Raw genomic sequence first — 23,225 nt, 5'->3', positions numbered from 1 at the left:
GAGCTTCGAGCTTCGAGCTTCGAGCTTCGAGCTTCGAGCTTCGAGCTTCGAGCTTCGAGCTTCGAGCTTCGAGCTTCGAGCTTCGAGCTTCGAGCGGCTCGTGGCCCGAAGCCCGCCGCTCGTGGCTGGGCTTAGGCTGATTCGTTGAAGATCTCGCGGCCGATCAGCATCCGTCGGATCTCGCTGGTACCGGCGCCGATCTCGTAGAGCTTGGCGTCGCGCAGCAGTCGCCCAGTCGGGTACTCGTTGATGTAGCCGTTGCCCCCCAGCAGCTGGATGGCATCCAGGGCGACCTGAGTGGCCTTCTCCGCACAGTAGAGGATGACGCCGGCGGCGTCCTTACGCGAAGTCTGGCCGCGGTCACAGGCGCCGGCCACGCTGTAGAGGTAGGCGCGGCAGGCGTTCAGGGTGGTGTACATGTCGGCCACCTTGCCCTGCACCAACTGGAACTCGCCGATCGACTGGTCGAACTGCTTGCGCTCGTGGATGTAGGGGACCACCACGTCCATGGCCGCCTGCATGATGCCGATGGGGCCGGCGGCCAGCACGGTGCGCTCGAAGTCCAGGCCGCTCATCAGCACCCGTGCGCCCTTGTTGACCTCGCCGAGCACGTTCTCCGCGGGGACTGCGCAGTCTTCAAACACCAGCTCACAGGTGTTGGAGCCGCGCATGCCCAACTTGTCGAGTTTCTGAGCGGTGGAGAAGCCGGGCATGCCCTTCTCGATGATGAAGGCGGTGATGCCCTTGGAGCCGGCCTCCGGGTCGGTCTTGGCGTAGACCACCAGCACGTCGGCGTCGGGGCCATTGGTGATCCACATCTTGTTGCCGTTGAGGATGTAGCGGTCACCGTCCTGGCGGGCGCGCAGTTTCATGGAGACCACGTCGGAACCGGCGCCGGGCTCGGACATGGCCAGTGCGCCCACGTGCTCGCCGCTGATCAGCTTGGGCAGGTACTTGGCCTTTTGCTCCGCACTGGCATTGATCTTGAGCTGGTTCACGCAAAGGTTGGAGTGGGCACCGTAGGACAGCCCCACCGAGGCGCTGGCCCGGGAGATTTCCTCCATGGCGATGCAATGGGCCAGGTAACCCATGCCGCTGCCGCCATCCTCGTCCGGCACGGTGATGCCGAGCAGGCCCATGTCGCCGAACTTCTGCCAGAGGTCATTGGGGAACTCGTTCTTTTCATCGATCTCGGCGGCGCGCGGCGCTATTTCGTCCCGCGCGAAGGCGTTGACCTGGTCGCGCAGCATGTTGAGTTCGTCGTCGAGGCCGAAGTCGAGGGGCTTGTAGGGGGCGTGCATGGCGGTCTCCCGTTATGGTTCAGGTAGTGCGCAATGTCCCGGTGCGCCTTAGTAAAGCAGGTGCGTCTTGGGTGACTGGTAGTGTGGCAAGACTAGGATAGGTTTACGTTAACGTAAAGGGCAGCATTGGCAGGGTAGACCAAGGTCGCACCCTGCGTCGCGGCCAGCGCCTCATCCTAGCCACTCACTCCATTGATGATAGAGGGGGATGCCAATGATCACATTGAACGGGAAGGTCACCCCCAAGGAGGCCAGCATCGCCAGGCCGATGTTGGCCTTGGGCACCGCGGTGCGCATGGCGGCGGGAGCGGCGATGTAGGAGGCGCTGGCGGCGAGCGCGGTGAGGATCAGCATCGAGCCCTTGGGGAGGCCGAGAGCATGGCCCAGGCTCAGCCCGGTCAGGGCTAGCACCGGCGGTATCGCCAGGGCGAAGGCCAGCAGGCGCCAGTGACGCCAGGGCAGGGGGCGCAGGGTCTCGGCGGCAGTCAAGCCCATCTCCAGCAGGAATAGTGCCAGCACCGCCTTGAAGGCCCCGGTGAACAGATCGGTGACGGTGGCGCCCTCCAGGGGACCGTACATGGCGCCGATCACCACGCCGCCGGCCAGCAGGATCACCCCGCGGTTGGTCAGGGTCTCGTGCCATAGGCCCCGCATGGCCTCGCCGGGCTCGGCGCCTCGGTAGCGGCGGTAGAGGGCGATGGCGACCATGATCGCCGGCAACTCCATCATTACCAGGTAGAGGGTGACCTCGGCGCCGACCGCTAGGTCGCGGGCCTCGGCGTAGGCTAGGGCGACGGCGAAGGTGCCGGCGCTGACCGAGCCGTAGTGGGCGGCCAGGCTGGCGCTGTCGGCGGCGGATAGCCGCACCACCCGGCGCAGTACTGGCATCAGAGCCAGCGGGATCAAACCGCCCAACGCCGCCACCGAGAGCAACTCGGGCACCAGCGACCAGTCTAGGCGGCCGTATAGGGCCATGCCGCCCTTGAGGCCGATGGTCAGCATCAGCAGCAGGCTCAAGGTGTCGTAGGCCGCCTTGGGAATGGTTAGGTCAGATTTCACCAGCCCGGCCAGTAGGCCGAGCAGGAAGAACATCACCACGATATCGGGCACGAGTCTCTCTCCGGTCGATGAAGGAAGGCGGCCGGATTGTGCGGAGTCACGAATATTGATACCAATAATATCTATGTCAGCTATCCATTGATTAACATCTATACTTCTCGCCATGAATATCCGTCACTTGACCTTCCGCCTGCTGCAGGTGCACGTGGAAGTCGTCCGCCGGGGCTCGGTCAGCGAGGCCGCTCGGCGGCTGCATCTCACCCAGCCCACGGTGTCTCAGCAGCTCAAGCGGCTACGTGAGGCGGTGGGCGAGCCGCTGCTGGCGACCCGCCAGGGTCGCCTGGAGCCCACCGAGGCAGGCCTCGAGCTCTACCGGGCCAGCCGCGAGGTGCTGGGGCGCTTCGACGACTTTGCGGACTACCTGGGCGCCCTGCGCGGCGGCCGGCGGGGCCACTTCAGCATCGCCTTGGTCAACACCGCCCAGTACGTCCTGCCGCGCCTGCTGGGCCCCTTCAATCAGGCCTACCCGGAGGTGGAGGTCACGGTGCATATCGGCAACCGCCAGCAGATGCTGCGCCGTTTCGACCGCCAGGAGGACGACCTCTACGTCTTTAGCCATCCGCCGTCGCTGGCGCACGCCCTGGCGGGCCGCTTCCTGCGCAACCCCTTGGTGATGGTCGTCCCCCGCGACCATCCCGCCACCCGGGAACCGGGCTGGCGCCTGCACCGTCTGCTTGGCGAGCGACTGCTGCTGCGTGAGCCGGGCTCGGCAACTCGGATGCTGACCGAGCGCTGGTTGCTCGAGCAGGGTCAGGCCACCGGCCCGACCATGCAGATGGCCAGCAACGAGGCGATCCGCGTCGGGGTCGCTTCGGGGTTGGGGCTGGCAATCCTCTCCGAGCACGTATTGCCGCCGGAACATCCTGACCTGGTGACCCTACCGGTACCGGGCCTGCCCATCGAGAGCCACTGGCAGTTCATCGCGCGGCGCGACCGGCGTCTGGCCCACTCGGCCCTGGGCTTCCTGCGCTTCGCGCGCGATCACCTGGACGATTGTGTGGAAGCCCGCTTCCTGTGCAACGAACTCCCCGAGTTGTTGGCGGGACTGGAGGCGGTCGAGGCTTAGGGGATCTTGGGCTGCTGGCCCGCGTCCGAGAGTAGCCAGTCGTGCCACTGGCCGGTCAGGAAAAAGGCGAGAGCGATGGCGGTAAATTAGTCAGTGATAAGGCCTTTTTTATATTAACTATTTATAGAAGATGATTTCTCTAATATTGAGCTCGGCTATCGAGCCAACATTTGTCCTAGATTTTTTTTACTGCAGAAGGTGCTGTCGAAACTATACTGGATTTCGTCAATGTCATGTTCTCACATGAATGACGTGGCATCGAAATAATGGCTCACAGGGGCAGGGTGCTTGATTGCCGATTTTTGCTTGAAATCGGTTGATTTTCTTCATGCCTGATAAAACCTTGAGGGGAAGGGGAACCATGGCGAATAACAACGAAAGTTACCAGTTCGGCATGTTGGCCAGTGATGACGTCAGAACAGGGTTCATTTCCGGGGTAACCTTCAAGAACAGACCCGTCCAGTATGCAGTCGTGGATGGCGTTTGTGTATTCGAGGGCTGTATCGCTCTGTGCACCCTTGAGCAGATGGAGGCCAGGGAAAGGGCCGTACGCTCCGGCGCGGAGGCAGTCGGCAGTACTGATGTCCAGCGAGGGGTCGGCATTACCGGGGCACAGTATCGGTGGCCAAATGCCCTGGTGCCCTACGATATCGATCCGGCGATGCCGAACCAGAGTCGAGTAACCGATGCCATTGCACACTGGCAGCAAAGAACCAATGTCCGTTTCGTCCAGCGCACAAGCGGTAATGCGAGTCAGTATCCTGACTATGTACACTTCATGGCCGGTTCCGGCTGTTGGTCTTATGTCGGCAAGCAGGGGGGCAAGCAGGATCTCAGCCTAGCGAATGGCTGCAGTACCGGTAACGCGATTCATGAAATTGGTCATGCATTAGGGTTATGGCACGAGCAAAGTCGTGAAGACAGGGACCAGCACATTGTCGTGCACTGGCAAAATATCCAGTCAGGAAGAGAGCACAATTTCAATCAGCATATTACCGATGGAGACGATTACGGCCCCTACGATTTCGGCTCCATCATGCATTATCCAGGTACCGCGTTCTCAAGCAATGGACAACCCACCATCACCACCATCCCGCCAGGCATGGCCATTGGCCAGAGAAACGGCCTGAGTGACCAGGACATCGCCACGATCCACGCCATGTATACGACATGGCACAACAACAAGTCGGTGCTGCAGACCTACAGTACGCATCACGCCCAGAATGCCTGGGCACGGATCCAGGATCTGGGATGGCGCAAAGTCGAAACGGGCAGTGCGGATGGAATCACCAATACCTTCCTGGCCCTGTGCGAAGCGCAGGCTAATAACCACAACGTCAATGTCTATGCCGATGGCGACAAGCTGTACCGGACGTATTTGCTCTAGCGATGAGGCGTAGTAGGCCTCGCGCCGGATGACGCTGTACACCTGCAATTCAACACGAGAAGGGGGACATCACCATGTGGAGTAATGGAAAAACCGTCCAGCAAGTCTACGTCACCCACCATGCGCAGAATGCCTGGGCCAATATTCAGGGCATGGGCTGGCGAAAGATCAGGACCGGTGCGACCGATGGCGTGACTAATACGTTCTGCCTGCTGAGTGCTGCCAAGGCGAACAACCGAACCGTGAACGTCTATATCGTTGACAATCTTATCGAGCGCGCCTACATGAATTGACTCCAGGCCTTCGACCATGAAAGCGAACAATGCACGACGGCTACCCAGTCGAGGACAGGAGAAGACCCATGTGCCCGGACACGATCAATATCAACATCAACCTCAACCCCGGGGAGGCGATACGCCAGATGGCCGAAGGCGCCGCTGTCGTGTCCGCCGGGGGGCGGGCGGATGTGGCCCCGCCACCCGACGAGGTGGAAACTGGACTCGTACAGGGGGCCATGGAGGAGATGCCTCCTGGCCCCGAAGAGACGCGGGCCGATACCACTGCCCAGCAAGTGGCGCCACCACCCGACGAATGGCTGGGTGAGCAGGCGATATCGGGTATCTCGGAGCCTGCGGCCCCAGGCCCCATGGCGATGAATACCGAAGGCACCACGGTGCGCGATGATGAACCACCCGGCCCCGACCCCTCGGCTATCGGCATGGATATGCCACCCGGCGATGAACGTGGAGGACTGCCGGGCCCCGAGTCACCCGATGCGCCGGCGGTGGACGATACCGAGGGTGATATCGCCCCTGGAACAAGTACCGCTGGCGAGTCCTCCACGTCGCCACCCCCAAAAACGTCGCCAAGACCAAAGAAGAAGTGACGGGAACCGATGTTGCCGTTTGCCACTTATTTGGTACATGGCGTGCTCATTCTCGGGCAGGAAGTGGCGAGTTTTTCCGGCGCCACGGTCCGTGTCTATATCGAGGAGGTAAGTCGCATGGATGCTCCCGCGGAAATACTGGCAAAAGAGTCGATTTCCGATGTTCATCATCAAGCGGGCAAGGCATCATGCCTCGACTTCGCGTTACGTGCTGGCCCCGTCGACCCAGCCGCGCACTATTCGGTTCGTGCGCATGTCGATCTCGACAATAACGGCAAACTGGACCCAGGCGATCTTGTCACTGTGGAAAGCTATCCGGTGCTGACCTTCGGTCATCCGGATCATGTCACACTGCACGTCAGGAAGGTCGAATAGGGTCTGGCAGCCTCGAACTGGTAGGCAAACGGCTGCGTTGGTGATGATGGGTCGCTATTGAAGAGTGGCGTACGCCTGCCGATACGAGGATTACCCAGAGGAGAACCTTATGTGTAACCAGCGTTGCGTCGTCCCTCCCGCGCCCGAGTTGGAGGAGCGTATCATCCGGTCGAGGCAAGAACTGATGGCCGGGCATGCCCTGCCCGATGAGCCCACGGTCGATGTACTCGACCTTCGCAGTGCGACGCGCATCCTGACTCGTCCCCCCAAGACACGGGCTCACACCCTGATATCCCGTACCGCAGCGTTTGCCCCCATCCTCGGAACGCGTCGAGCGCTCGTGTTACTGGTGGACTTTTCCGACAAGACGGCGACCCAGACTCAGGGACACTACCAGGACATGCTGTTCTCGGTAGGAAGTTATGCCACCGGCAGCATGCGTGATTATTACCGCGAAGCCTCCTATAACCAGCTCGATGTCGTCGGCGAGGTGAGTGGCACCGGCGGGGCCACCACCGGCTGGTATCGGGCACCGCAGACCAAGGACTACTACACCAACGGCGACTATGGCTTCGGTGCCTACCCCCGCAACGCACAGAAGCTGGTGGAAGACGCCGTGGACCTTGCCGCCCCACATGTCAACTTCGCCCTGTATGACAATGATGGTGATGGTATCGTCGATGCCCTGGTCATCATTGCCGCAGGGACGGGAGGAGAGGTGACCGGCAATACGGGGGATATCTGGTCCCACAAGTGGGGCATCAATCCGAGGACCATCGATGGCGTACAGGTGCGAAACTACTTCATGGCACCAGAGGATGGGCGTGTCGGTGTCATGGCCCACGAACTCGGCCACCTGTTGATGCAATGGCCGGACCTCTACGATACCGACTACACCTCGCGGGGGACGGGACGCTGGGATCTGATGGCCGGTGGCAGCTGGAACGACAACGGCAACACCCCGGCGCATCCCACAGCTTGGTGCAAGCTCAAGGCGGGCTGGATCACACCGACGACGATCTTCAATGCTCAGCAGAGCGTCTCCCTGTCACCTTATGCTACCCACCCCGACGTCTATCGTCTGCCCATCGGCAGCACCGACAGTAAGGAGTACTTCCTCGTTTCCAACCGGAAACAGTCGGGATTCGACCGCCACCTGCCCGGAGAAGGGTGCATCATCGAACATGTCGATGACAATCAGTCTAACAATACCGATGAGACGCACTATCTGGTGGATATCGAGCAGGCCGATGGTCAGCGTCACCTGAACAGCAACGCCAATTCGGGGGACGCGGAAGATGCCTATCCTGCCGCCGGTAACAACGCCTTTTCCGTGAACACCACGCCGAATAGCAAGGCGTACGATGGTTCGGATTCCCAAGTCGCAATCACTAACATTCAGCGTGCAGGAGACGCGATCACGGCCGATCTCAACGTGGGGGGGGTGACGGCCAAGACCTGGCACAACCATAAGGCAGTACTGCAGACTTACAGCACCTATCACTCGCAGAATGCCTGGGCGAACATTCAGGACCTGGGGTGGCGAAAGATCGAAACGGGCAATGTGGATGGTGTGACCAACACCTTTCTGGCTCTGTGTGATGCACAGGCCAACGGTCGCAACGTCAGCGTCTATGCCGATGGGGAAAAGCTGTATCGCATGTACCTGTTGTAGCATCTGTGTGAATGAGTAAGCCGCCCTACCTGCCCACTTGCGAGGTGGGCAGGCAGTGTCAGTCACTGGCAGGCCTCAAGCGGGATAACTGAAATAGGCCGCGCCGAGCGTCCCCGATATATTCGGCCTCCGCCAGGAAGACATCATCCTGATGGAGACCGGACAGGGACTCGAAGGTAAAGCCCTCCACCGTGGTACCGATCCTGGCATGGGCCATGTCGGGCCCTTCGAGCGCCTGGGACTCGAGCAGCGCGAAGCGCAGCTCTTGCTTGTTCGGAAATGCTGGGGAGGACTCGATCGACACCAGCGTTCCCTTGATCCTGCAGCGGTTCGGCGGTGCCATGATACCGCCCCTTCCGGTCGTGGCCATCTGAGGCATCCTCTGGTAATGCATTACAGTGCCGTTGGCTTACGTATTGTATGCCAAAACTTGCCGTGGGGGCGGCAGTCGCCTTACTCGGCGTTGGGGAAGAACAGCTGCTGGCCCTTCACCTCGAAGTCGGCGATGGCCTGCTGGCCCGCGTCCGAGAGCAACCAGTCGTGCCACTGCTGCGCCAGGTCATGCTTGAGGTGCGGGTGCTTCTCCTCGGAGATCAGCACACTGCCGTACTGGTTGAACAGTGCATCATCCCCCTCGAAGAGCAACACGAGGTTCTGGCGGTTGTCGAACGCGACCCAGGTGGCGCGGTCGGCCATCACGTAGGCGTCCATGCCGGCCGCGGTGTTGAGCGTGGGGCCCATCCCGCTGCCCAGTTCGCGGTACCACTCGCCGTCAGGCTCCACGCCTGCCGCCTCCCACAGGCGTAGCTCGGCGCGGTTGGTGCCGCTGTCGTCGCCGCGCGAGGCGAAGGGTGCCTCGGCCTCGGCGATCCGTGAGAAGGCCTGTTCGACGGTCTCGGCTTCGCGGATGCTGGCCGGATCCTCGCTCGGGCCGATCAGCACGAAGTCGTTATACATCACGTCGGCGCGCTCGGTGCCGTAACCCTCGGCGACGAAGCGTTCCTCGCCGGCGGTGTCGTGCACCAGCAGGCTGTCGGCGTCGCCACGGCGGGCGATCTCGAAGGCCTGGCCGGTGCCCACGGCGATTACCCGGACGTCGATGCCGCTGGTCTCGCTGAACTGGGGAATGATGGCATCGAACAGCCCCGAGTTCTCGGTGGAGGTGGTCGAGGCCAGGGTGATATAGGGCGTCTCGTCCTGGGCGACGGCGGTCAGCGAGAGGCTCATCAGGCCGAGGGCGGTGAGGGTGTGGCGTGTACGCATGCTTGGCTTCCTTGTGTGGCGTTGCGTGGTTGGAATAGCGGTGGCGGTGAGTCGGGCTACCAGACCAGCTCCCCGCGCAGGAAGGCCGCCGCCTGTGGGGTGGCGGGGGCCGTAAAGAAGCGCTCGGCCGGGCTATGCTCGAGGAGCCGGCCGCCGCAGAGGAAGATCACCTCGTCGGCCAGGCGACGGGCCTGGTGCAGGTCGTGGGTGCTCATCAGGATGCGGGTGCCACGCCAGTGGAAGTCGGTCACGGCATCCTCCACTGCCTTGATGGCGGCGGGGTCCAGCGCCGAGGTGGGCTCATCGAGGAACAGCATCCGGGGCTCGAGTAGCCAGGCGCGGGCCAGCGCCAGGCGTTGCTGCTCGCCGCCGGAGAGCACCCGGGCCGGGCGGTGGGCCAGCGCTCCCAGGCCGAAGCGCTCCAAGGCCTGGCGAGCCAGTGTTCGACGCCGGAGGCGTGGCGTGCCGTGCACCGCCAGGGCATAGGTCAGGTTGGCCAGGGCGGAGCGCTTGAGCAGCACCGGGCGCTGAAAGACCATGGCCTGACGGGGCACCTCGCCCTGCCAGCGGACCCGCCCGTGCGTGGGCGGCAGCAAGCCGTGGGCCAGGCGCATCAGCAGGCTCTTGCCGGCGCCGTTGGGGCCCAGCACCAAGGTGCGCCGGCAGCCGTCCAGGCGCAGAGAGAGATCGCTCAGCAGGGGCTGGCCGCGGTGGGTGAAGCCGAGCCCGTCGAGCTCGAGGGGCGCGATGGAGGCTGGGGTGTGGACCTGGAGCATGTCGTTCATCCCAGTCGTCTCCTTGCCGTCTCGCCGACCAGGTGCGCCGCGGCGTTGACCAGCCCCACCAGGCCGAGCAGCACGATACCCAGCCCAAGCGCCAGGGGCAGGTTGCCCTTGCTGGTTTCGAGCACGATGGCCGTGGTCATCACTCGGGTCACCCCGTCGATATTGCCGCCGACGATCATCACCGCGCCCACCTCGGCACTGGCCCGGCCGAAGCCGGCCAGCACCACCGTCATCAGGCCGAGGCGAGCGTCCCATAGCAGGGTGGGGATCATGCGCAGCCGGGACAGACCCAGAGAGCGCAGCTGCTCGCGGTATTCCAGGTGCAGCTCCTCCACCTGCTGGCGGGTCAGGGCGGCGATGATCGGCAGCACCAGCAGCACCTGGGCCACCACCATGGCGCCGGGGGTGAACAGCAGCCCGAGTTCGCCCAGCGGCCCGGCCCGGGACAGCAGCAGGTAGACCGCGAGGCCCGCCACCACCGGCGGCAGGCCCATCAGGGCGTTGAGCGCCACCACCAGCACGCCGCGTCCCGGGAAGCGCCACAGTGCCAGGGCCGCACCCAGCGGCAGAGCCAGCAGGGCGGCGATCAGCACCGCCGAGAGCGAGACCTGCAGCGACAGCACGACGATGCCGAGCAGCGTCGGATCCAGGTCGAGGATCAGCGCGAGTGCGGTGGCGAAGGCGGAGTCGTGCTGGGGCATCCGATTCTCCTGACGTTTCCAGACATCATGTGCTCTGTGTAAGCTGCGTGCATCGGGTGCTGAAAAATATGCAGCAAGACACATAGGAATGACATTCTGAGGACGACAGGAGGCGAGGGAATGACGACGGATCTCGCGGGGGCCGGGCCGGCCTACCTGACCACCACCGAGGTGGCCGAGTACCTGCGCCTCAAGCCGCGCAAGGTCTACGACCTGGTGCGCCAGGGGCAGATACCCTGCACCCGGGCCACCGGCAAGTTGCTGTTTCCGCGCCAGAACATCGACCTGTGGCTGATGAGCCATCTGGAGGGCAACCAGCCGGGCGGCCGCCCGGTGCCGGTGGTGCTCGCCGGCAGCCAGGACCCGCTGCTGGAGTGGGCGGTGCGCGAGAGCGGGGCGGGCCTGGCTACCCTGTGCCACGGCAGCGGAGACGGGGTGCGACGCCTGCTCGCCGGGGAGGCCATGGTGGCCGGTCTGCACCTGGTGGACGAGGCCAGCGGACGCTACAACCGGCCCGAGGCCCTGGGGCTTTCCGGTATGCGCGACCTGGTGATGGTACGCTGGGCGACGCGGCGCCAGGGGCTCTTGCTGGCCCCGGACAACCCCCTGGGCATCACGCGGCTGGCCGATCTGTCCCGCCCTGGGGTGCGGCTCGCCCATCGCCAGGCCGGCGCCGGGGCCCAGCGGCTGCTGGGCTGGCTGCTGGGGCGGGCCGGGGTGGCGGCCGAGCGGCTCGCCTTCACGGCCCATCCCTCGCTCAGCGAGGACGACCTGGCACTGGCCATCCGCCAGGGCGAGGCCGATGCGGGACTCGGGGTGGAGGCCGCCGCCCGGCGCCAGGGCCTGGCCTTCGTGGCGCTCCACGAGGAGGCCTTCGACCTGGCCCTGCGTCGGCGTAGCTACTTCGAGCCACCGCTGCAGCGGTTGCTGGCCTTTGCCCTGGAGTCACGCTTTCGCGAACGCGCCGAGGCGCTCGGCGGCTACGACATCGGCGAGCTCGGCCGGGTAACCTACAACGCCTGAACAGAGATGCCCGAGATATCCTTATGGGCGCGTCACACAGCCCCAGTCTGGTCCTGCCTCGATCACCTAGTCGTGTCATGCAATGTCTGCATACGGAGGCCCGGTGGAGGGGCTGGCGGCTATGCTTGGAGAGCGGTAATCACGCCAACCTCAAATCTCAGGAGGCATGCGATGAAGACGTTTCTACTGACCAGCGCGCTTCTTCTCGGTATGTCCGGTTTCGCCGTCGCCCAGGAGGTGCCGAAATTCTTCAGCGAAACCTATCCCGAGCACGCGCTCCAATCGGCGCTTGAGGCGCGTAGCGCCCTCAGAAGTGAAGAGGCGGCGCTGGATGCCAAGACCCGGGAACTGATCGGTATCGCCGTCGCTGCCCAGATCCCCTGTTCGTATTGCTCCTATTTCCACACCCAGTCGGCGAAGGCTGAAGGGGCGAGCGACGCTGAGATTCGTGAAGCGGTAGCAGTGGCCGCGCAGACGCGGCACTGGAGCACGGTCTTGAACGGCATGCAGTACGACCTTGAAGCGTTCAAGCGCGAATACGACGAGGCGATGGACGCAAGCAACTGATCTCATCCCACAGGCGCTGGTGCATTCCGCCAGCGCCTGTCTTGGACGGCCCCGCTACTTCGAACCGCTGCTCCTGTGTCGTCGCCCCAGTTCCGAGGGCAAGCGTGGGGGCTCCGCTTCTGGTTCGCATACCTCCGTTCGCCGAAGCCCCCGCCAGGTAGGCGGCGAGGTGGGCACTGAGCTCGCGGGCGTCGTCATCGGCGCCGTGGAGGAAGCTGGACTTGCGCCGGCGCAGGAACGGCAGGCCCATGGCGTAGACACCGGGCGCGTCGACCACGCCGCCGTGGTGTCGCAGATGGCCCTTGCGATCGAGCACCGGCAGGTCCTCGGGACGCCGATAGTCGTGCAGGGGCAGGCTGGCGATGCCGGGCGGCGATGCCAGTGCTGGAGACGATGCCACCTGTGGTCGCCAGGCCGAAGGCGGCGGTGGCATGGTTGAAATTGGCCCAGGTGCAGCCGTCTTCGGCGCGCACTCGGCGGTGCTCGGGGTCGACCTGGAGGCGTTCGAGCGGCGGGTGGCCGACGGTACCCCGGAGACCCTGGATCGGGCGCTCGCCCAGTACCGTGGACCCTTCCTGGAGGGCATGGCCGACTGCGGCGAGGCCTACGAGATGTGGCCGGCGCCCCAGGCCTTCTGTAACACGCCGGCCTTCCTCGCCGCGGCCCATGCCCATCTCGGCCAGCTCGAACAGGGCTGATATTACCGCAACACCGTCTATCGCCATGACCGCTACCAGCTGGCCCGCGGCACCTTCCCCGCGCACATCAGCTGCCTGGAGTGGCTGGCCGCGCTCGATCCCTACCGGCACGACGTCGATGCCGAGCACTATCTGGAGGGGCTGCGCCGGGCAGGGTTCGACTAGGGCCGCGGAAAGCGCATCCATCTGCTAGTACTGACCAAAATGCGTGACATGCCCCGTACTTTTAGTGCGGGGAAGGATGGGGCCGCCCAGGTAGCGCGGGCGCCGTAGGCGCCCTATGATGCTGGATATAAATATAGCTTGAGTCACTATGCAACGCCTCCAAGCCTTTAAATACGAGCTGATGCCGAACGGCGAAGAGGTGCGCAAGATGCGCCAGTTCGCCGGCATGGCGCGGTTCGTCTTTAACCGTGGCCTGGCGTTGCAGAAGGCGCGATATGAAGCCGGCGACAAGAAGCTCGGCTATGCCGCCTTGTGCAAGGAACTCACCGGCTGGCGAAACAGCACCGAGACGCCGTGGCTCAAGGACGCACCCATCCATCCTCTCCAGCAGTCACTGAAGGATCTGGAACGTGCCTACGCCAATTTCTTTGCCAAGCGGGCGGACTTCCCGCGCTTCAAGAAGAAGGGGCAGCGCGACAGCTTCCGCTATCCCGATCCGAAGCAGATCCGGCTCGACCAGGGCAACCGCCGGATCTTCCTGCCCAAGCTGGGCTGGTTGCGCTTCCGCAAGAGCCGCGAGTTGCTAGGGACGGTCAAGAACGTCACCGTCAGCCAGTCCGGCGGGCGGTGGTTCGTCTCGATCCAGACCGAGCGCGAGGTCGACGTACCGATGCCCAAAGGCGGGGCCGTCGGCATCGACATGGGGGTAGCGCGGTTCGCCACGCTTTCGGACGGCAGCGACCTCGCCCCGTTCAACAGTTTCAAAAGGCATCAGACGGCGCTGCGCAAGGCGCAGCAGTCGCTGAGCCGCAAGACCAAGTTCTCGCAAAACTGGAAGAAGGCCAAGGCCCGCATCCAGAAAATCCAGGCCCGTATCGCCAATGCCCGCCGCGATTATCTGCACAAGGCTTCCGCCACGATCAGCCAAAACCACGCGCTCGTGGTGCTGGAAGACTTGCAGGTCGGCAATATGTCGCGGTCGGCGAGAGGCAGTGTCGAGCAGCCGGGGCAGAACGTCCGAGCGAAATCAGGGCTCAACCGATCCATTCTGGATCAGGGGTGGTATGGGTTTCGCCGTCAGCTCGACTACAAGCTGGCCTGGAGCGGGGCGCATCTGGTGGTCGTGCCACCGCACAACACCAGCCGCACCTGCCCTGAATGCGGGCACGTGGCCGCCGCGAATCGGCGCAGCCAGGCATGTTTCGCCTGTGTCGAGTGCGGCTTCGAGGCCAACGCCGATCATGTCGGCGCGATCAATGTATTAAGGGCAGGACATGCCCGGCTCGCCTGTGAAGTGAGCGGTGCAGCAAGACCGCCAGCAGCAGGAACCCACCGAAGCGACTCAGCGGCAGCCGATGGCTGTCGCTGAGCGCCGTAGGAATCCTCTTCCTTCCCGCCGCAGGCGGCAACGTCCTGAGACGTTGAGGGAGAGGAGGATGTCAAAGATAGGCGGCAGGACGTGGAATCGAGATGCCTCGTCGCCGTCATGCAGCGCCTTAGTGCCGCAACACTCATGGCCTTCATCCTGGAGGCACGCCATGCAACCGACCACGCAACCCGCCAGCGAATACGTCGAGTTCTGGAACGATACCCTGGCCGAGAAGTTCGATCGCTTCCAGGACATCCTGATGAACGGGCTGAGCTACCACAGCCGGGTGCCGCTCGAGCGACTCGATATCGTCCCGGACAGCCGGATCCTCGATGTCGGCTGCGGCTGGGGCGACACCGCCATCGCGCTGGCACGCCGCACCGGTTCTCGGGGCGAGGTGCTGGGCCTGGACTGCGTCGAGCGGTTCCTGGAGGACGCCCGGCGCCGCGCCGCCGAGGCCGGCATCGACAACGTGTGCTTCATCACCGCCGATGTCGAGCGCTATCCCTTCGAGCCGGAATACGACCTATGCTTCTCGCGCTTCGGCATGATGTTCTTCGAGCATCCGGTGGTGGCCATGCGCAACATCCACAAGGCGCTCAAGCCGGGCGGCGAGCTGATGTTCATCGTCTGGCGCGATATCGAGGACAACCCTTGGCTGGGCCTGCCCAAGCAGGTGGTGCTGGACTTCCTGCCGCCCCCTGGCGAGGATGCCCGCACCTGTGGCCCGGGGCCCTTCTCCATGGCCAATCCCGAGGTGGTCACCCAGCAGCTGGAGATCGCCGGCTTCGAGGACATCGCCTTCGAGCGCAACGACGGTCCCGTCGAGGTGGGCGACTCGGTGGAGAACGCCATGCGCTTCCAGCTCGCCCTGGCGCCCTTCGAGCAGGACGGCAGGATCGTCATGGGTTCGAGCTCCTGGACCATCACCGCGCGCAAGCCGGCGGCGTAGACCAGCTACCACCCGCCAGGTGTGGGGTCGTCGACGCGGGTGAGGGCTTGCCGCCGCGCCTGGACGCCGGGCGCGGGCGAGCGCCCTTGGCAACGCAGCCCGGGAGGGTCGGGCCTTACAGCATCTGGGGCAGGAACTGGTGGCGTCGGTCGATCATCTCGCCGGCGACCATGAAGACCCCGTCGCCGGTGTAGTGCAGGGTCGGCGGATGGACCGGCGTCGGCGCCACCTGGGCCGCGACGACTTCCCAGATGAAGAAGTCGTAGCGGTCGACGAGGCTGTCGTCGATGAGGCGACACTCGAAGTGGGCATGACACTCGCGGATTCGCGGCGCGCTCACTTGCTCTGCCGGCTCGGCGGTGAGGCCGAAGTGCTCGAACTTGTCGACACTGGCGCCGCTGGTATTGCCGATGCCGATCACGGTGTCGGTCAGCTGGGTGGTGGGGAGGTTGATGATGCACTCCCCGCTGCGACGGACCAGATCATGGCTGTGGTTGCCGGATGCGATGACACAGCCCAGCAGCGAAGGCGAGAACGCCATGACGGTATGCCATCCCATCGTCATCACATTGCGCTCGTCCTGCCAGGCGGAGGAGACGAGCACGATGGGACCGGGCTCCAGATAGCGACGGACCTTCTCGACGGGAAATGTCTCCTTGTGCGTTGTATTTGCCATTTCTGAGGCCTCCCTCCGGTTACAGCCGCTGCACGTCCTTCTCGGTGAAGCGGGCTACTGTGTCGATGTCGAAGTCGCAGAAGGCAGTCCGGAAATTCTCGCGCTTGTTGAGGATGGTGCGACGGTTGAGCCCGGCCTGAAACCCCTCCAGGCAGAAGCTTCTCGAACAGCCTCCGGTCGTCACTGAACGGAAAGCCCCTATTCGCTGTCGTGGTAATCGGTCAACTCCGGCATGCCACCGCACCAGAGGCAGCGTGGCTGGCCATCGGGGCCCGTGATCGTGGTGGTCATCCTCACAGAACTCCTGGAGGCCATCGTAGTCGATCTGCAGCAGCCCCAGCTGTTCCAGGTTGGGTACCGTGTAGCGCCACCCACGGCGCAGGTCGTGGTAGGCGCGATAGCCCAGCACGTTGCGCATGGCCTCTTCGGCATCGCGCCGGAGACGGGGGACACGCTGGTCGGGATTCTGCAGGTAGTCGGCGCGAATAGCCGGGTTGCTACTGTCCAGCCCGAGGGCCGTAAAGATCTGCTGGGCGAGATCGCGATCGGTCAGGACTTCGCCACCCTTGGCTTCCAGTGCAGCCAAAATGCCAGCCCTTACCAGCAGGATCTGCATGAAGTCGTTGAAGTGGCCAGCCTGCAGCGCAGCGTCCTGGCGGTTGTCGCTGAAACCCAGCAGTTTACGGGCCTCATCGGCCAGCTCGGTCTCGGCTCCGAGTAGGTAGCGCAGCGAGGACAGCGTCAGCGTGGTGGTGGCCGAGCTGCGGCCCTCGGCAGAGAGCGAACCTAGCCGCGTCCAGTCGCGCCCGGAGCTGTGTGACTGACCGCAGGCGAGGCAGAAGCGGAAGTCGCCGGGCAGGAAGAAGCCCCGAGTGCCATCCAGGCTCTGGCTGCCGTCCGGCAGCACATGAACCTCCCGGGGGCGAAAGTCCTTGTAGTAGGGCTTGAGCCGGGGCGGATCTCTCCGGAAGTCAAGCCAGTTCTCCGGGAAGGCGTCCGCGTTCCAGTGGCCACCGAGCATCAGAAAACCGTAGGAGATATCGTCGGTGTCGCTGGTGATGTCCTTGATGTCCGCGGCTGGAAGCCGAGCTGCCCGGTTTCAGGCTCCTGCTCGTGCCAGACGGGGTAGTACTCCTGGCCACAGTTACGGCAGAAGTGCACGGTGTAGAAGCGCTTGCTACGGTCACCGGGTACGAACTGCTGGCCGTGCAGATCGAGCTTCCGCTCCCCCGGGGCCTCGAGGGTGGCGTACAGATTACCGGCACCGGAGATGAACTGGTGGAGCCGGAAGGCGAACAGCGGCTTGTCGTTGATGTCTCGGACACGATAGGCCAGCAGAAGGAAGCGTGCCAGGTAGTGCTGGCAGGTTGTTGGCAGATGGCCGGAGGCGTCAGCCAGGAGCGCTGCGGCGTCCTCCAGGGTCTTCGGCTTGGCGCGAACCCAGACCCCTTCATCCTTGACGATGCCCAGGGTCAGCTCGACCCAGGCGGCGACCGGGTGATGGCGAAGGGTCTCAAAGTCGGCGTGGTCAGGCAGCGGTTTATCCAGGGCTCTGGCCAGGGTTTCGCGACTGGGCATCTCCACGGGGATCTGCCGCTGCAGGGTTTCGCCGATGACGTTGGCCGGGGGGACCGCTTGGCCGAACAGCTTGCTGGCGACCTCGGCGACCTTGGCCTGTCGCGCCTCGCGGGTGCCATCGGTGGCCATGGTGGCGGAGGTGCCGATACAGACCAGGTTCAGGTTCATGCGCTCGCGAACGCGCCGGACCAGCATCGCCACGTCGGCACCCTGGCGACCGCGGTAGGTGTGTAATTCGTCCAGCACCAGGAACTGCAAGCCCTGGGCGTGGCGGATGACCGCCTTGTCGCGCTCGTTCTGCCGGGTCATCAACAGTTCGAACATCATGTAGTTGGTCAGGATGATGTCCGGTGGATCCTGCATGATCCGCTCGCGCTCGTCCTGATCCTCCTGGCCGGTGTAGCGAGCGTAGGTCACCGGGCGGTGGTCGTCGGGATAGTCCGACAGAAACTTTTCCAGCTCCTCACGCTGACTATTGGCCAGGGCATTCATCGGGTAGATGACGATGGCCCGAATACGGGGCGTCGAGTCCTCGGCCTTGGCCTTCAGGATGGCATCTACCATCGGGATGAAGTAGGAGAGCGACTTCCCCGAGCCAGTGCCTGTGGTGAGCACACAAGGCTCGAAGCGCAGGCAGCAGTCGATGGCCTGCCTCTGGTGCTTGTACAAGGACGCGGGGTGGCCAGATGAGGAAGCGTTCTTGCCAAATCGGAAGATGTCCGCCGTAACGGGGGACAGGATGCCCTGGCTGGCCAAGGATTCGACGGTCCCCTCCGTGACGTACGAGGGATTGATCTGGATCAGCGGTGAAGGCCAGTAGCGACCACCGTCGTACTCGCTGTCCAGGAAGTGGTTGATGTCATTCGCCTTTGGCTGGATGAACGAGCGCGTGAAATCCCGATAATCGCCGACCAGCTTGTCCCTGAACTCGAAAACATCCATACCGCACCCCACGTCCTTTATGGCTGGTACTCGGTGAGACCTGCCTCGTTAGGGTGATCGTGCCAACCTGTTTTTAATCACTCTGTGTCTATCAAAGATGGCGAGTATGGCCGATCTCGCCATGAGTAGAAGGAAAAGTGTGACAAGCCGTCGTTCTTCTTCATCCTGGAGGACGGCGCGCCGCTGTTTCTCGCCGCCATCTGGGAGCCGTTCGACGACGATACCGCCTGCTACGCGATCATCACCGAGCCCGCCCGCGGCCTCGCCAAGCCCATCCAAGACCGCATGTTCCTGGTGCTCGCTGACGACAGCCTCGATGCCTGGCTCGACCCCGGCGCTCACCAAGCGTGACGCCATCCGCGCCGCCGTGCGCCATCTCGACGCCGACGTCATCAAGGCCTGGCCGGTGTGGCGGCGGGTCAACCGGGTGGCCAACGAGGGCGCCGAGCTGGTCGAGCTGCTTCCCGTCCGCTGAACCGGGGCGCCGCCAATCTGCAACGGGCAGGGTCCGCTGCAGCTGATTTCCGGTAAACTGCTGCGGGGTATGAGTAGCGGTCGGTGAGGGCGGGCACCCGGCAGCAGGGCCGAATCAACAAGGAGGTAGTTCGATGTCCGATCAAGATCCATTGCCGCCACTGGTATGGGATTCGCGACGTGTCCAGATCCGGGGGTCACCACCGGCCTGCATCGGATTGAGTGGCTGCTGGTCACGCTGATCACCCTGTGCGTGGCGGTCATGGGCATCCCGGACGAAGGGGGTGGAGGTCTGCTGATGGCCACCATGGCCTATTTCGGTTTCAGCCTGACGGCCAGCCGGCTGCGCTTCTTCGACGACCGGCAGCGCTGGCTGCTGGCGATCCATACCTGGGTCATGATCGGCTTCATCACCTGGTTTCTCTACAGCACCGAGGGCGTGACCGGGCCACTGGCGAGCCTGTATCTGCTGTTCCAGCTCGGCGGCGCCACCCTCATGACGCCCGCCAATCTGGCCCTGATCGGCACCAACCTGGTCGTGTTCCTGATCGTCGGCTACCTGACGTCGGAGCTGGTCAACGCCATCCAGGTCTCCAACCGCATGCTGCTGGCGATGGCCAGCCAGGACTCGCTGACCGGCCTTCTCAACCGTCGCGCCTTCGATGATCTGGCCCGGCAGATTCACGCAACGGCCCAGCGCTCGCGTCGAACCTACAGCGTGATTGCCATCGACATGGATGGCCTGAAGACCCTCAACGATACCTGGGGCCATGAGGCGGGCGATCGGGCCATTCTGGACCTGGCCCAGCGGCTGAAGGGCGCTGTGCGCAGCAGTGATCTGGTGGCGCGCTATGGGGGTGACGAGTTCGTGATGCTGCTTCCCGATACCGATGCGGACGGGGCCAGACAGCTGATGCAGCGTCTGCTTGCCTACGTGGCGGGCAGCGAGCTCCAGTTCAGCATCGGGGTGTCCTCCTATCCCGAACATGGCCAGCAGCTGGTGGCCAGCAGCTGGCGTGCCTGCTGGTGCATGCCGATCGGGCCATGTATGAGAGCAAGGCGTCGGGTGGCCATCGCGTCTCCGTCCAGAGTCAGATTCATCTCCAGGGGCAGGCGCAGCGGGAATACGGCTGAGACCGCACCGCCGGGGCGTCATATCTCCAGAGCGGCGCTCTGATTCACCGCCATGCGGTTGCGGCCACGCGCGCTTGGCCGCACGTACAGGGCCTGGTCGGCACGCTGAAGTGGTAGGCCTTGTCGGCCAACAGACAAGGCCTTGCACACTCACCTTAGCCCGGACTGGATGAGGTGGTCGTCAAGGAGCGCTTCGCTTTCCACTCTGGCTTCCACGATGAGCATCCCGCTTACCCCGAAGCGGTCGGTCATCATGCCGAAGCGCGGTGCTGGCGCCACTGCGCAGGGGACATGCCAACCACCCGCTTGAAGGCCCGGCTGAAGGCCGCTTCTGAGTGATACCCGACCTCCTGGGCCACGCCGTAGACCTTGCTGCCGCCGGTCGCCAGGCGATGTGCGGCGATCTGGATCCGCCAGCGGGTGTGGTACTGCATGGGGGGCTCACCCACCAGGCGCGTGAAACGCTCGGCCAGCGTGGAGCGTGATGCGCCGGCCTCCCGGGCCAGCCGAGCCAGCGTCCAGGGAAAGGCCGGCCGCCGGTGCAGCAGGGTGAGGGCGCGACCAACCAAGGGGTCGCGCAACCCGCCGAGCCAGCCACTCCGGAGTTGCGGCGCGGCGGCCAGATAGCGCCGGATGACCTCCACGAACATCAGTTCGCTGAGCCGCAGCAGCACGCAGCGGCTGCCGTCACGCCCCTCTTGCGACTCGACCAAGGCGAAGTCGATCAGGTGCGATAACGGATCCTGGCTGCCGGGCGCCAGGGCCGGCACATGGATCAGGCGCGGCAGGGCGCTCAACAGCGGGTTGCTGGGGCGCACATCACAGCCGAGGAACCCGCAGATGAGGCGGTTGTGTTCCGGGCCAGTGCCACCCTCGATCACCAGTGGCGGCAGTTCACCGGCAGCCATCTGGCGAAAGAACTCGAGGGCCGGTGCCTCGTCCGCCGGGCTGGGTTGGCGCGGCTCGCTGGCGATGACGTAGGCATCGCCGTGGGGCACCAGGAAGATGTCGCCGCTCTCCAGCCGGATGGACGGCTCGCCCATTACGCTACCCCAGCAGGGCCCTTGGGTGACGATATGGTAGGAAAGGATCCGCTCGGCGTCGGGCAGGATCACCTGGCCGAATGCTCTGTCGCGGGGTACGCCGATGGCGAAGGGCCAGAAGGGCTGCCACAGGAAGAACAGCGCGCCGCGCAGCCTCACCTTCTCCAGCACATCGGACAGGAGATCGTCGGCCAGGGCGTAGCGGGGAGTCGTGGCATCGGACGCTGAAGCAAGAGATCCGGATGCTCTGTCATGGTCGCCGTTCATGGCTTCTCCCAGACTGTGATTCAGAGACGCGGGCGGCATCGGTAACGGCATTGGCGTCGCGGGCGCTCCCCTTGAGGATACACCAGGGGCGGTGAGCGCGGTGCTGGCATTCCGAGTGTCGCCGACCTCGTGACAACCAGCGATCCCTTCATTGAGGAGGCAGCGCGATGAACGAGATGGCCATCCAGAGGGTCAGCGACTCCCCCGCCGAGGTCTACGAAGAGCGCTTTGTCCCGGCACTGTTCCAGCAGTGGAGCGGTGTGCTGGCCGACATGAGCGCTATCGGCCCCGGCCAGCGGGTGCTCGATGTGGCCTGTGGCACCGGGGTCGCGGCCCGTGCCGCGGCCGAGCGGGTCGGTCCCCGAGGCTCGGTGGTGGGCCTGGATCCCAACCTGGACATGCTGATGGTTGCCCGACGCAAGGCCCCCGGCATCGACTGGCAGGAGGGGTGGGCCGAAGCCCTGCCGTTTCCGGATGCCGACTTTGATAGCGTAGTCAGTCAGTTCAGCCTGATGTTCTTTGATGACCGTGCCGCCGGCCTGCGCGAGATGTGGCGCGTGCTCCGGCCGGGAGGGCGGCTGGCCGTGGCGGTATGCGATGCCCTGGACCACTCGCCGGGCTATGCCGTGTTCGCCGAGCTGCTTCAGCGTCTCTTCGGTGGGCAGCTGGCGGATGCCTTTCGCGCCCCCTTCGTGCTGGGCGATCGGGAAGCCCTGCTGGCCCTGTGTGCCACGGCGGGAATTGTCGACGCCGAGGTGACGCAGCGGGAGGGGCGGGTCCAGTTCGCCTCCATCGCGGACCTGGTGGCCACCGAGCGCGCCTGTGCCTGGACCCTCGGCGGCCTGCTCGACGAAGCGCAGTTCGCCTGCCTGGACCGGGAAGCCCAGGTCTCGCTGCGGCCTTTCACGACGCCCGAGGGGGCCATCGCCTTCACCATGCCGGCGCTGATCATCACCGCGATGAAAGCGTGACAGGTGTCACTTTGAGATTGGCCGAGTTGGCCCGCTCACGAGAACAGGCCATAGGTGTGAAGGAAGGGGCCCAAGTGGCGGGCGGGAGGCATCAAATGTCGACTTCTACTCAAGCGGTTCTCGAGCATCACCTTCACGCCTTTTATGAAGGCATTGATCTGCTCATGGAGGACTTCACCGACGAATCGGTCGTCATGACCAATGATGCGACCTACCGGGGACATGAAGCGATTCGCGCGTTCTATACGACCCTGATCGAAGGGCTGCCCGATAGATTCGATGACGCGGTCAGGATCATCCGGCAGGACGTCGTGGGGGAGGTCGCCTTTCTGCTCTGGGATGCCAAGCCCTGGTTTCCCTTCTGTACCGATACCCTGGTGATTCGGGATGGCAAGATTCATTATCAGACCTTTGCCTCGTACCCCGCTTCGTAAGAGACTGGGAGTGTGTGGCGAGTAGTGATAGCGCAGGATGGTCCCCCAGGTCACCAGGCCGCCCACCCGACTCCTGCCTGGGGTCGCGCGCCTTCTGGCAGGCCGCCGCCAGTCGCGCCTCGAAGGGCCGCCGCCAGAAGCCGAGGGGGAACGTCAGGCGCCGGAAGTGCTCGGTGAAGGCCATGGCGAAGATCGGGGTGGTCGGATTCGACCGCCGCACATAATCGGTGTCGGCGAACAGCCAGTGGCGTAGGCCGCCCGGTCCTCCGCAAGGCGCCTGGCGCTTCCTCAGCCCCCTGTCGGTGGCAAAGAAGTCGGCAAGAGGCCGGTTGTCCTTGGCCTGGTTGCAGGCGTGACAGGCAACGGTGAGGTTG

General features: G+C 64.1%; 27 protein-coding genes. 16 read left to right on the top strand and 11 right to left on the bottom strand.

All coding sequences use genetic code 11. The features are described 5' to 3' along the window. Nucleotides 1-131 precede the first annotated feature (131 nt). A complete protein-coding gene (locus FHR94_RS18765) occupies nt 132-1,301 on the bottom strand; it encodes an isovaleryl-CoA dehydrogenase (protein WP_183328182.1) in 1,170 nt (389 codons plus the stop codon). A gap of 171 nt (nt 1,302-1,472) precedes the next feature. Continuing rightward, nucleotides 1,473-2,411: a sodium-dependent bicarbonate transport family permease gene (locus tag FHR94_RS18760; RefSeq protein WP_183328180.1), complete on the bottom strand. Its 939-nt coding sequence runs from the start codon at nt 2,409-2,411 to the stop codon at nt 1,473-1,475. A 127-nt stretch (nt 2,412-2,538) separates the two neighbouring features. Here FHR94_RS18760 and FHR94_RS18755 point away from each other — a divergent pair, with 127 nt between their 5' ends. The 6 genes from FHR94_RS18755 (at nt 2,539) to FHR94_RS18730 (ending at nt 7,809) form a co-directional block, all read left to right on the top strand. Beyond that, complete coding sequence (locus tag FHR94_RS18755) at nt 2,539-3,486, top strand: LysR family transcriptional regulator (protein WP_246390076.1); 948 nt, start codon at nt 2,539-2,541, stop codon at nt 3,484-3,486. 361 nt (nt 3,487-3,847) lie between these two features. Next, complete coding sequence (gene legP / locus FHR94_RS18750) at nt 3,848-4,873, top strand: Dot/Icm T4SS effector Zinc-dependent metalloprotease LegP (RefSeq protein ID WP_183328176.1); 1,026 nt, start codon at nt 3,848-3,850, stop codon at nt 4,871-4,873. A 74-nt stretch (nt 4,874-4,947) separates the two neighbouring features. Beyond that, complete coding sequence (locus FHR94_RS18745; RefSeq protein WP_183328174.1) at nt 4,948-5,166, top strand: peptidase M6; 219 nt, start codon at nt 4,948-4,950, stop codon at nt 5,164-5,166. A gap of 68 nt (nt 5,167-5,234) precedes the next feature. Further along, the gene (locus FHR94_RS18740) at nt 5,235-5,759 is read left to right on the top strand and encodes a hypothetical protein (protein WP_183328172.1); all 525 of its coding nucleotides are present in this window, start codon (nt 5,235-5,237) and stop codon (nt 5,757-5,759) included. 9 nt (nt 5,760-5,768) lie between these two features. After that, the gene (locus FHR94_RS18735; RefSeq protein WP_183328170.1) at nt 5,769-6,134 is read left to right on the top strand and encodes a YbaY family lipoprotein; all 366 of its coding nucleotides are present in this window, start codon (nt 5,769-5,771) and stop codon (nt 6,132-6,134) included. A gap of 109 nt (nt 6,135-6,243) precedes the next feature. Further along, on the top strand, nt 6,244-7,809 hold the full coding sequence (locus FHR94_RS18730) for a M6 family metalloprotease domain-containing protein (protein ID WP_183328167.1): 1,566 nt from the start codon (nt 6,244-6,246) through the stop codon (nt 7,807-7,809). Between the two features lie 58 nt (nt 7,810-7,867). Here the strand turns inward: FHR94_RS18730 and FHR94_RS18725 are convergent, their stop codons facing one another. The 4 genes from FHR94_RS18725 to FHR94_RS18710 all read right to left on the bottom strand — a co-directional run bounded on the left by FHR94_RS18725 (nt 7,868) and on the right by FHR94_RS18710 (nt 10,558). Then, nucleotides 7,868-8,179, bottom strand: coding sequence for a hypothetical protein (locus FHR94_RS18725; protein WP_183328165.1), 312 nt, complete (start codon nt 8,177-8,179; stop codon nt 7,868-7,870). An 83-nt stretch (nt 8,180-8,262) separates the two neighbouring features. Next, a complete protein-coding gene (locus tag FHR94_RS18720) occupies nt 8,263-9,072 on the bottom strand; it encodes an ABC transporter substrate-binding protein (protein WP_183328163.1) in 810 nt (269 codons plus the stop codon). 56 nt (nt 9,073-9,128) lie between these two features. Further along, complete coding sequence (locus FHR94_RS18715) at nt 9,129-9,857, bottom strand: ATP-binding cassette domain-containing protein (RefSeq protein WP_246390074.1); 729 nt, start codon at nt 9,855-9,857, stop codon at nt 9,129-9,131. Next, nucleotides 9,854-10,558: an ABC transporter permease gene (locus FHR94_RS18710; protein ID WP_183328161.1), complete on the bottom strand. Its 705-nt coding sequence runs from the start codon at nt 10,556-10,558 to the stop codon at nt 9,854-9,856. Before FHR94_RS18710 ends, FHR94_RS18715 begins: the two co-directional genes overlap by 4 nt. Nucleotides 10,559-10,678: 120 nt before the next feature. On the opposite strand from FHR94_RS18710, the gene FHR94_RS18705 reads away from it, so the two are divergent. Both FHR94_RS18705 and FHR94_RS18700 read left to right on the top strand, forming a co-directional pair. Continuing rightward, nucleotides 10,679-11,581 (top strand): helix-turn-helix transcriptional regulator, encoded by a 903-nt coding sequence (locus tag FHR94_RS18705; RefSeq protein ID WP_183328159.1) that lies wholly within the window; start codon nt 10,679-10,681, stop codon nt 11,579-11,581. Between the two features lie 171 nt (nt 11,582-11,752). After that, nucleotides 11,753-12,148, top strand: a complete 396-nt coding sequence (locus FHR94_RS18700) for a carboxymuconolactone decarboxylase family protein (RefSeq protein ID WP_183328157.1) — start codon at nt 11,753-11,755, stop codon at nt 12,146-12,148. On the opposite strand, the gene FHR94_RS18695 is transcribed toward FHR94_RS18700, so the two are convergent. After that, nucleotides 12,108-12,548 carry a hypothetical protein gene (locus FHR94_RS18695; RefSeq protein WP_183328155.1) on the bottom strand — a complete coding sequence of 147 codons (441 nt, stop codon included), beginning with the start codon at nt 12,546-12,548 and terminating at the stop codon, nt 12,108-12,110. The two genes, FHR94_RS18700 and FHR94_RS18695, sit on opposite strands and share 41 nt — an antisense overlap. A 31-nt stretch (nt 12,549-12,579) precedes the next feature. Here FHR94_RS18695 and FHR94_RS18690 point away from each other — a divergent pair, with 31 nt between their 5' ends. The 3 genes from FHR94_RS18690 to FHR94_RS18680 all read left to right on the top strand — a co-directional run bounded on the left by FHR94_RS18690 (nt 12,580) and on the right by FHR94_RS18680 (nt 15,332). After that, on the top strand, nt 12,580-12,846 hold the full coding sequence (locus FHR94_RS18690) for a hypothetical protein (RefSeq protein ID WP_183328153.1): 267 nt from the start codon (nt 12,580-12,582) through the stop codon (nt 12,844-12,846). Nucleotides 12,847-13,159: 313 nt separating this feature from the next. Next, nucleotides 13,160-14,380: an RNA-guided endonuclease InsQ/TnpB family protein gene (locus FHR94_RS18685; protein ID WP_183328151.1), complete on the top strand. Its 1,221-nt coding sequence runs from the start codon at nt 13,160-13,162 to the stop codon at nt 14,378-14,380. A gap of 169 nt (nt 14,381-14,549) precedes the next feature. Next, nucleotides 14,550-15,332 (top strand): class I SAM-dependent methyltransferase, encoded by a 783-nt coding sequence (locus FHR94_RS18680; protein ID WP_183328149.1) that lies wholly within the window; start codon nt 14,550-14,552, stop codon nt 15,330-15,332. A 115-nt stretch (nt 15,333-15,447) separates the two neighbouring features. Here FHR94_RS18680 and FHR94_RS18675 read toward each other — a convergent pair whose 3' ends face one another. The 3 genes from FHR94_RS18675 to FHR94_RS18665 are packed head-to-tail and all read right to left on the bottom strand — an operon-like array spanning nt 15,448 to nt 18,528. Further along, nucleotides 15,448-16,008, bottom strand: a complete 561-nt coding sequence (locus FHR94_RS18675; protein ID WP_183328147.1) for a flavin reductase family protein — start codon at nt 16,006-16,008, stop codon at nt 15,448-15,450. Nucleotides 16,009-16,027: 19 nt separating this feature from the next. Continuing rightward, entirely contained in the window at nt 16,028-17,029 is a 1,002-nt protein-coding gene (locus tag FHR94_RS19765) for a DNA-3-methyladenine glycosylase I (RefSeq protein WP_246390072.1), read from the bottom strand. Further along, nucleotides 17,029-18,528: a DEAD/DEAH box helicase gene (locus FHR94_RS18665; RefSeq protein ID WP_183328145.1), complete on the bottom strand. Its 1,500-nt coding sequence runs from the start codon at nt 18,526-18,528 to the stop codon at nt 17,029-17,031. Before FHR94_RS18665 ends, FHR94_RS19765 begins: the two co-directional genes overlap by 1 nt. Before the next feature lie 162 nt (nt 18,529-18,690). On the opposite strand from FHR94_RS18665, the gene FHR94_RS20130 reads away from it, so the two are divergent. From FHR94_RS20130 to FHR94_RS18650, 3 genes are all read left to right on the top strand, one after another. Beyond that, complete coding sequence (locus FHR94_RS20130; RefSeq protein ID WP_183328186.1) at nt 18,691-18,879, top strand: SOS response-associated peptidase family protein; 189 nt, start codon at nt 18,691-18,693, stop codon at nt 18,877-18,879. After that, nucleotides 18,845-19,003, top strand: coding sequence for a hypothetical protein (locus tag FHR94_RS18655; RefSeq protein WP_183328143.1), 159 nt, complete (start codon nt 18,845-18,847; stop codon nt 19,001-19,003). The genes FHR94_RS20130 and FHR94_RS18655 overlap by 35 nt, the downstream gene beginning before the upstream one ends. Before the next feature lie 165 nt (nt 19,004-19,168). Further along, on the top strand, nt 19,169-20,179 hold the full coding sequence (locus FHR94_RS18650) for a GGDEF domain-containing protein (protein WP_183328141.1): 1,011 nt from the start codon (nt 19,169-19,171) through the stop codon (nt 20,177-20,179). A 208-nt stretch (nt 20,180-20,387) separates the two neighbouring features. Here the strand turns inward: FHR94_RS18650 and FHR94_RS18645 are convergent, their stop codons facing one another. Then, a complete protein-coding gene (locus tag FHR94_RS18645; protein ID WP_183328139.1) occupies nt 20,388-21,446 on the bottom strand; it encodes an AraC family transcriptional regulator in 1,059 nt (352 codons plus the stop codon). Between the two features lie 167 nt (nt 21,447-21,613). Between FHR94_RS18645 and FHR94_RS18640 the strand changes: the two genes are divergently transcribed. Together FHR94_RS18640 and FHR94_RS18635 are read left to right on the top strand one after the other, a co-directional pair. Beyond that, nucleotides 21,614-22,417 carry a methyltransferase domain-containing protein gene (locus tag FHR94_RS18640; RefSeq protein ID WP_221188545.1) on the top strand — a complete coding sequence of 268 codons (804 nt, stop codon included), beginning with the start codon at nt 21,614-21,616 and terminating at the stop codon, nt 22,415-22,417. Nucleotides 22,418-22,512: 95 nt separating this feature from the next. After that, entirely contained in the window at nt 22,513-22,851 is a 339-nt protein-coding gene (locus FHR94_RS18635; protein WP_183328137.1) for a nuclear transport factor 2 family protein, read from the top strand. The last annotated feature ends 374 nt before the right edge of the window (nt 22,852-23,225 follow it).

It is taken from the genome of Halomonas cerina, from assembly GCF_014192215.1.
Lineage (GTDB): Bacteria > Pseudomonadota > Gammaproteobacteria > Pseudomonadales > Halomonadaceae > Halomonas > Halomonas cerina.
This window is presented reverse-complemented; position numbering and strand designations above follow the sequence as displayed.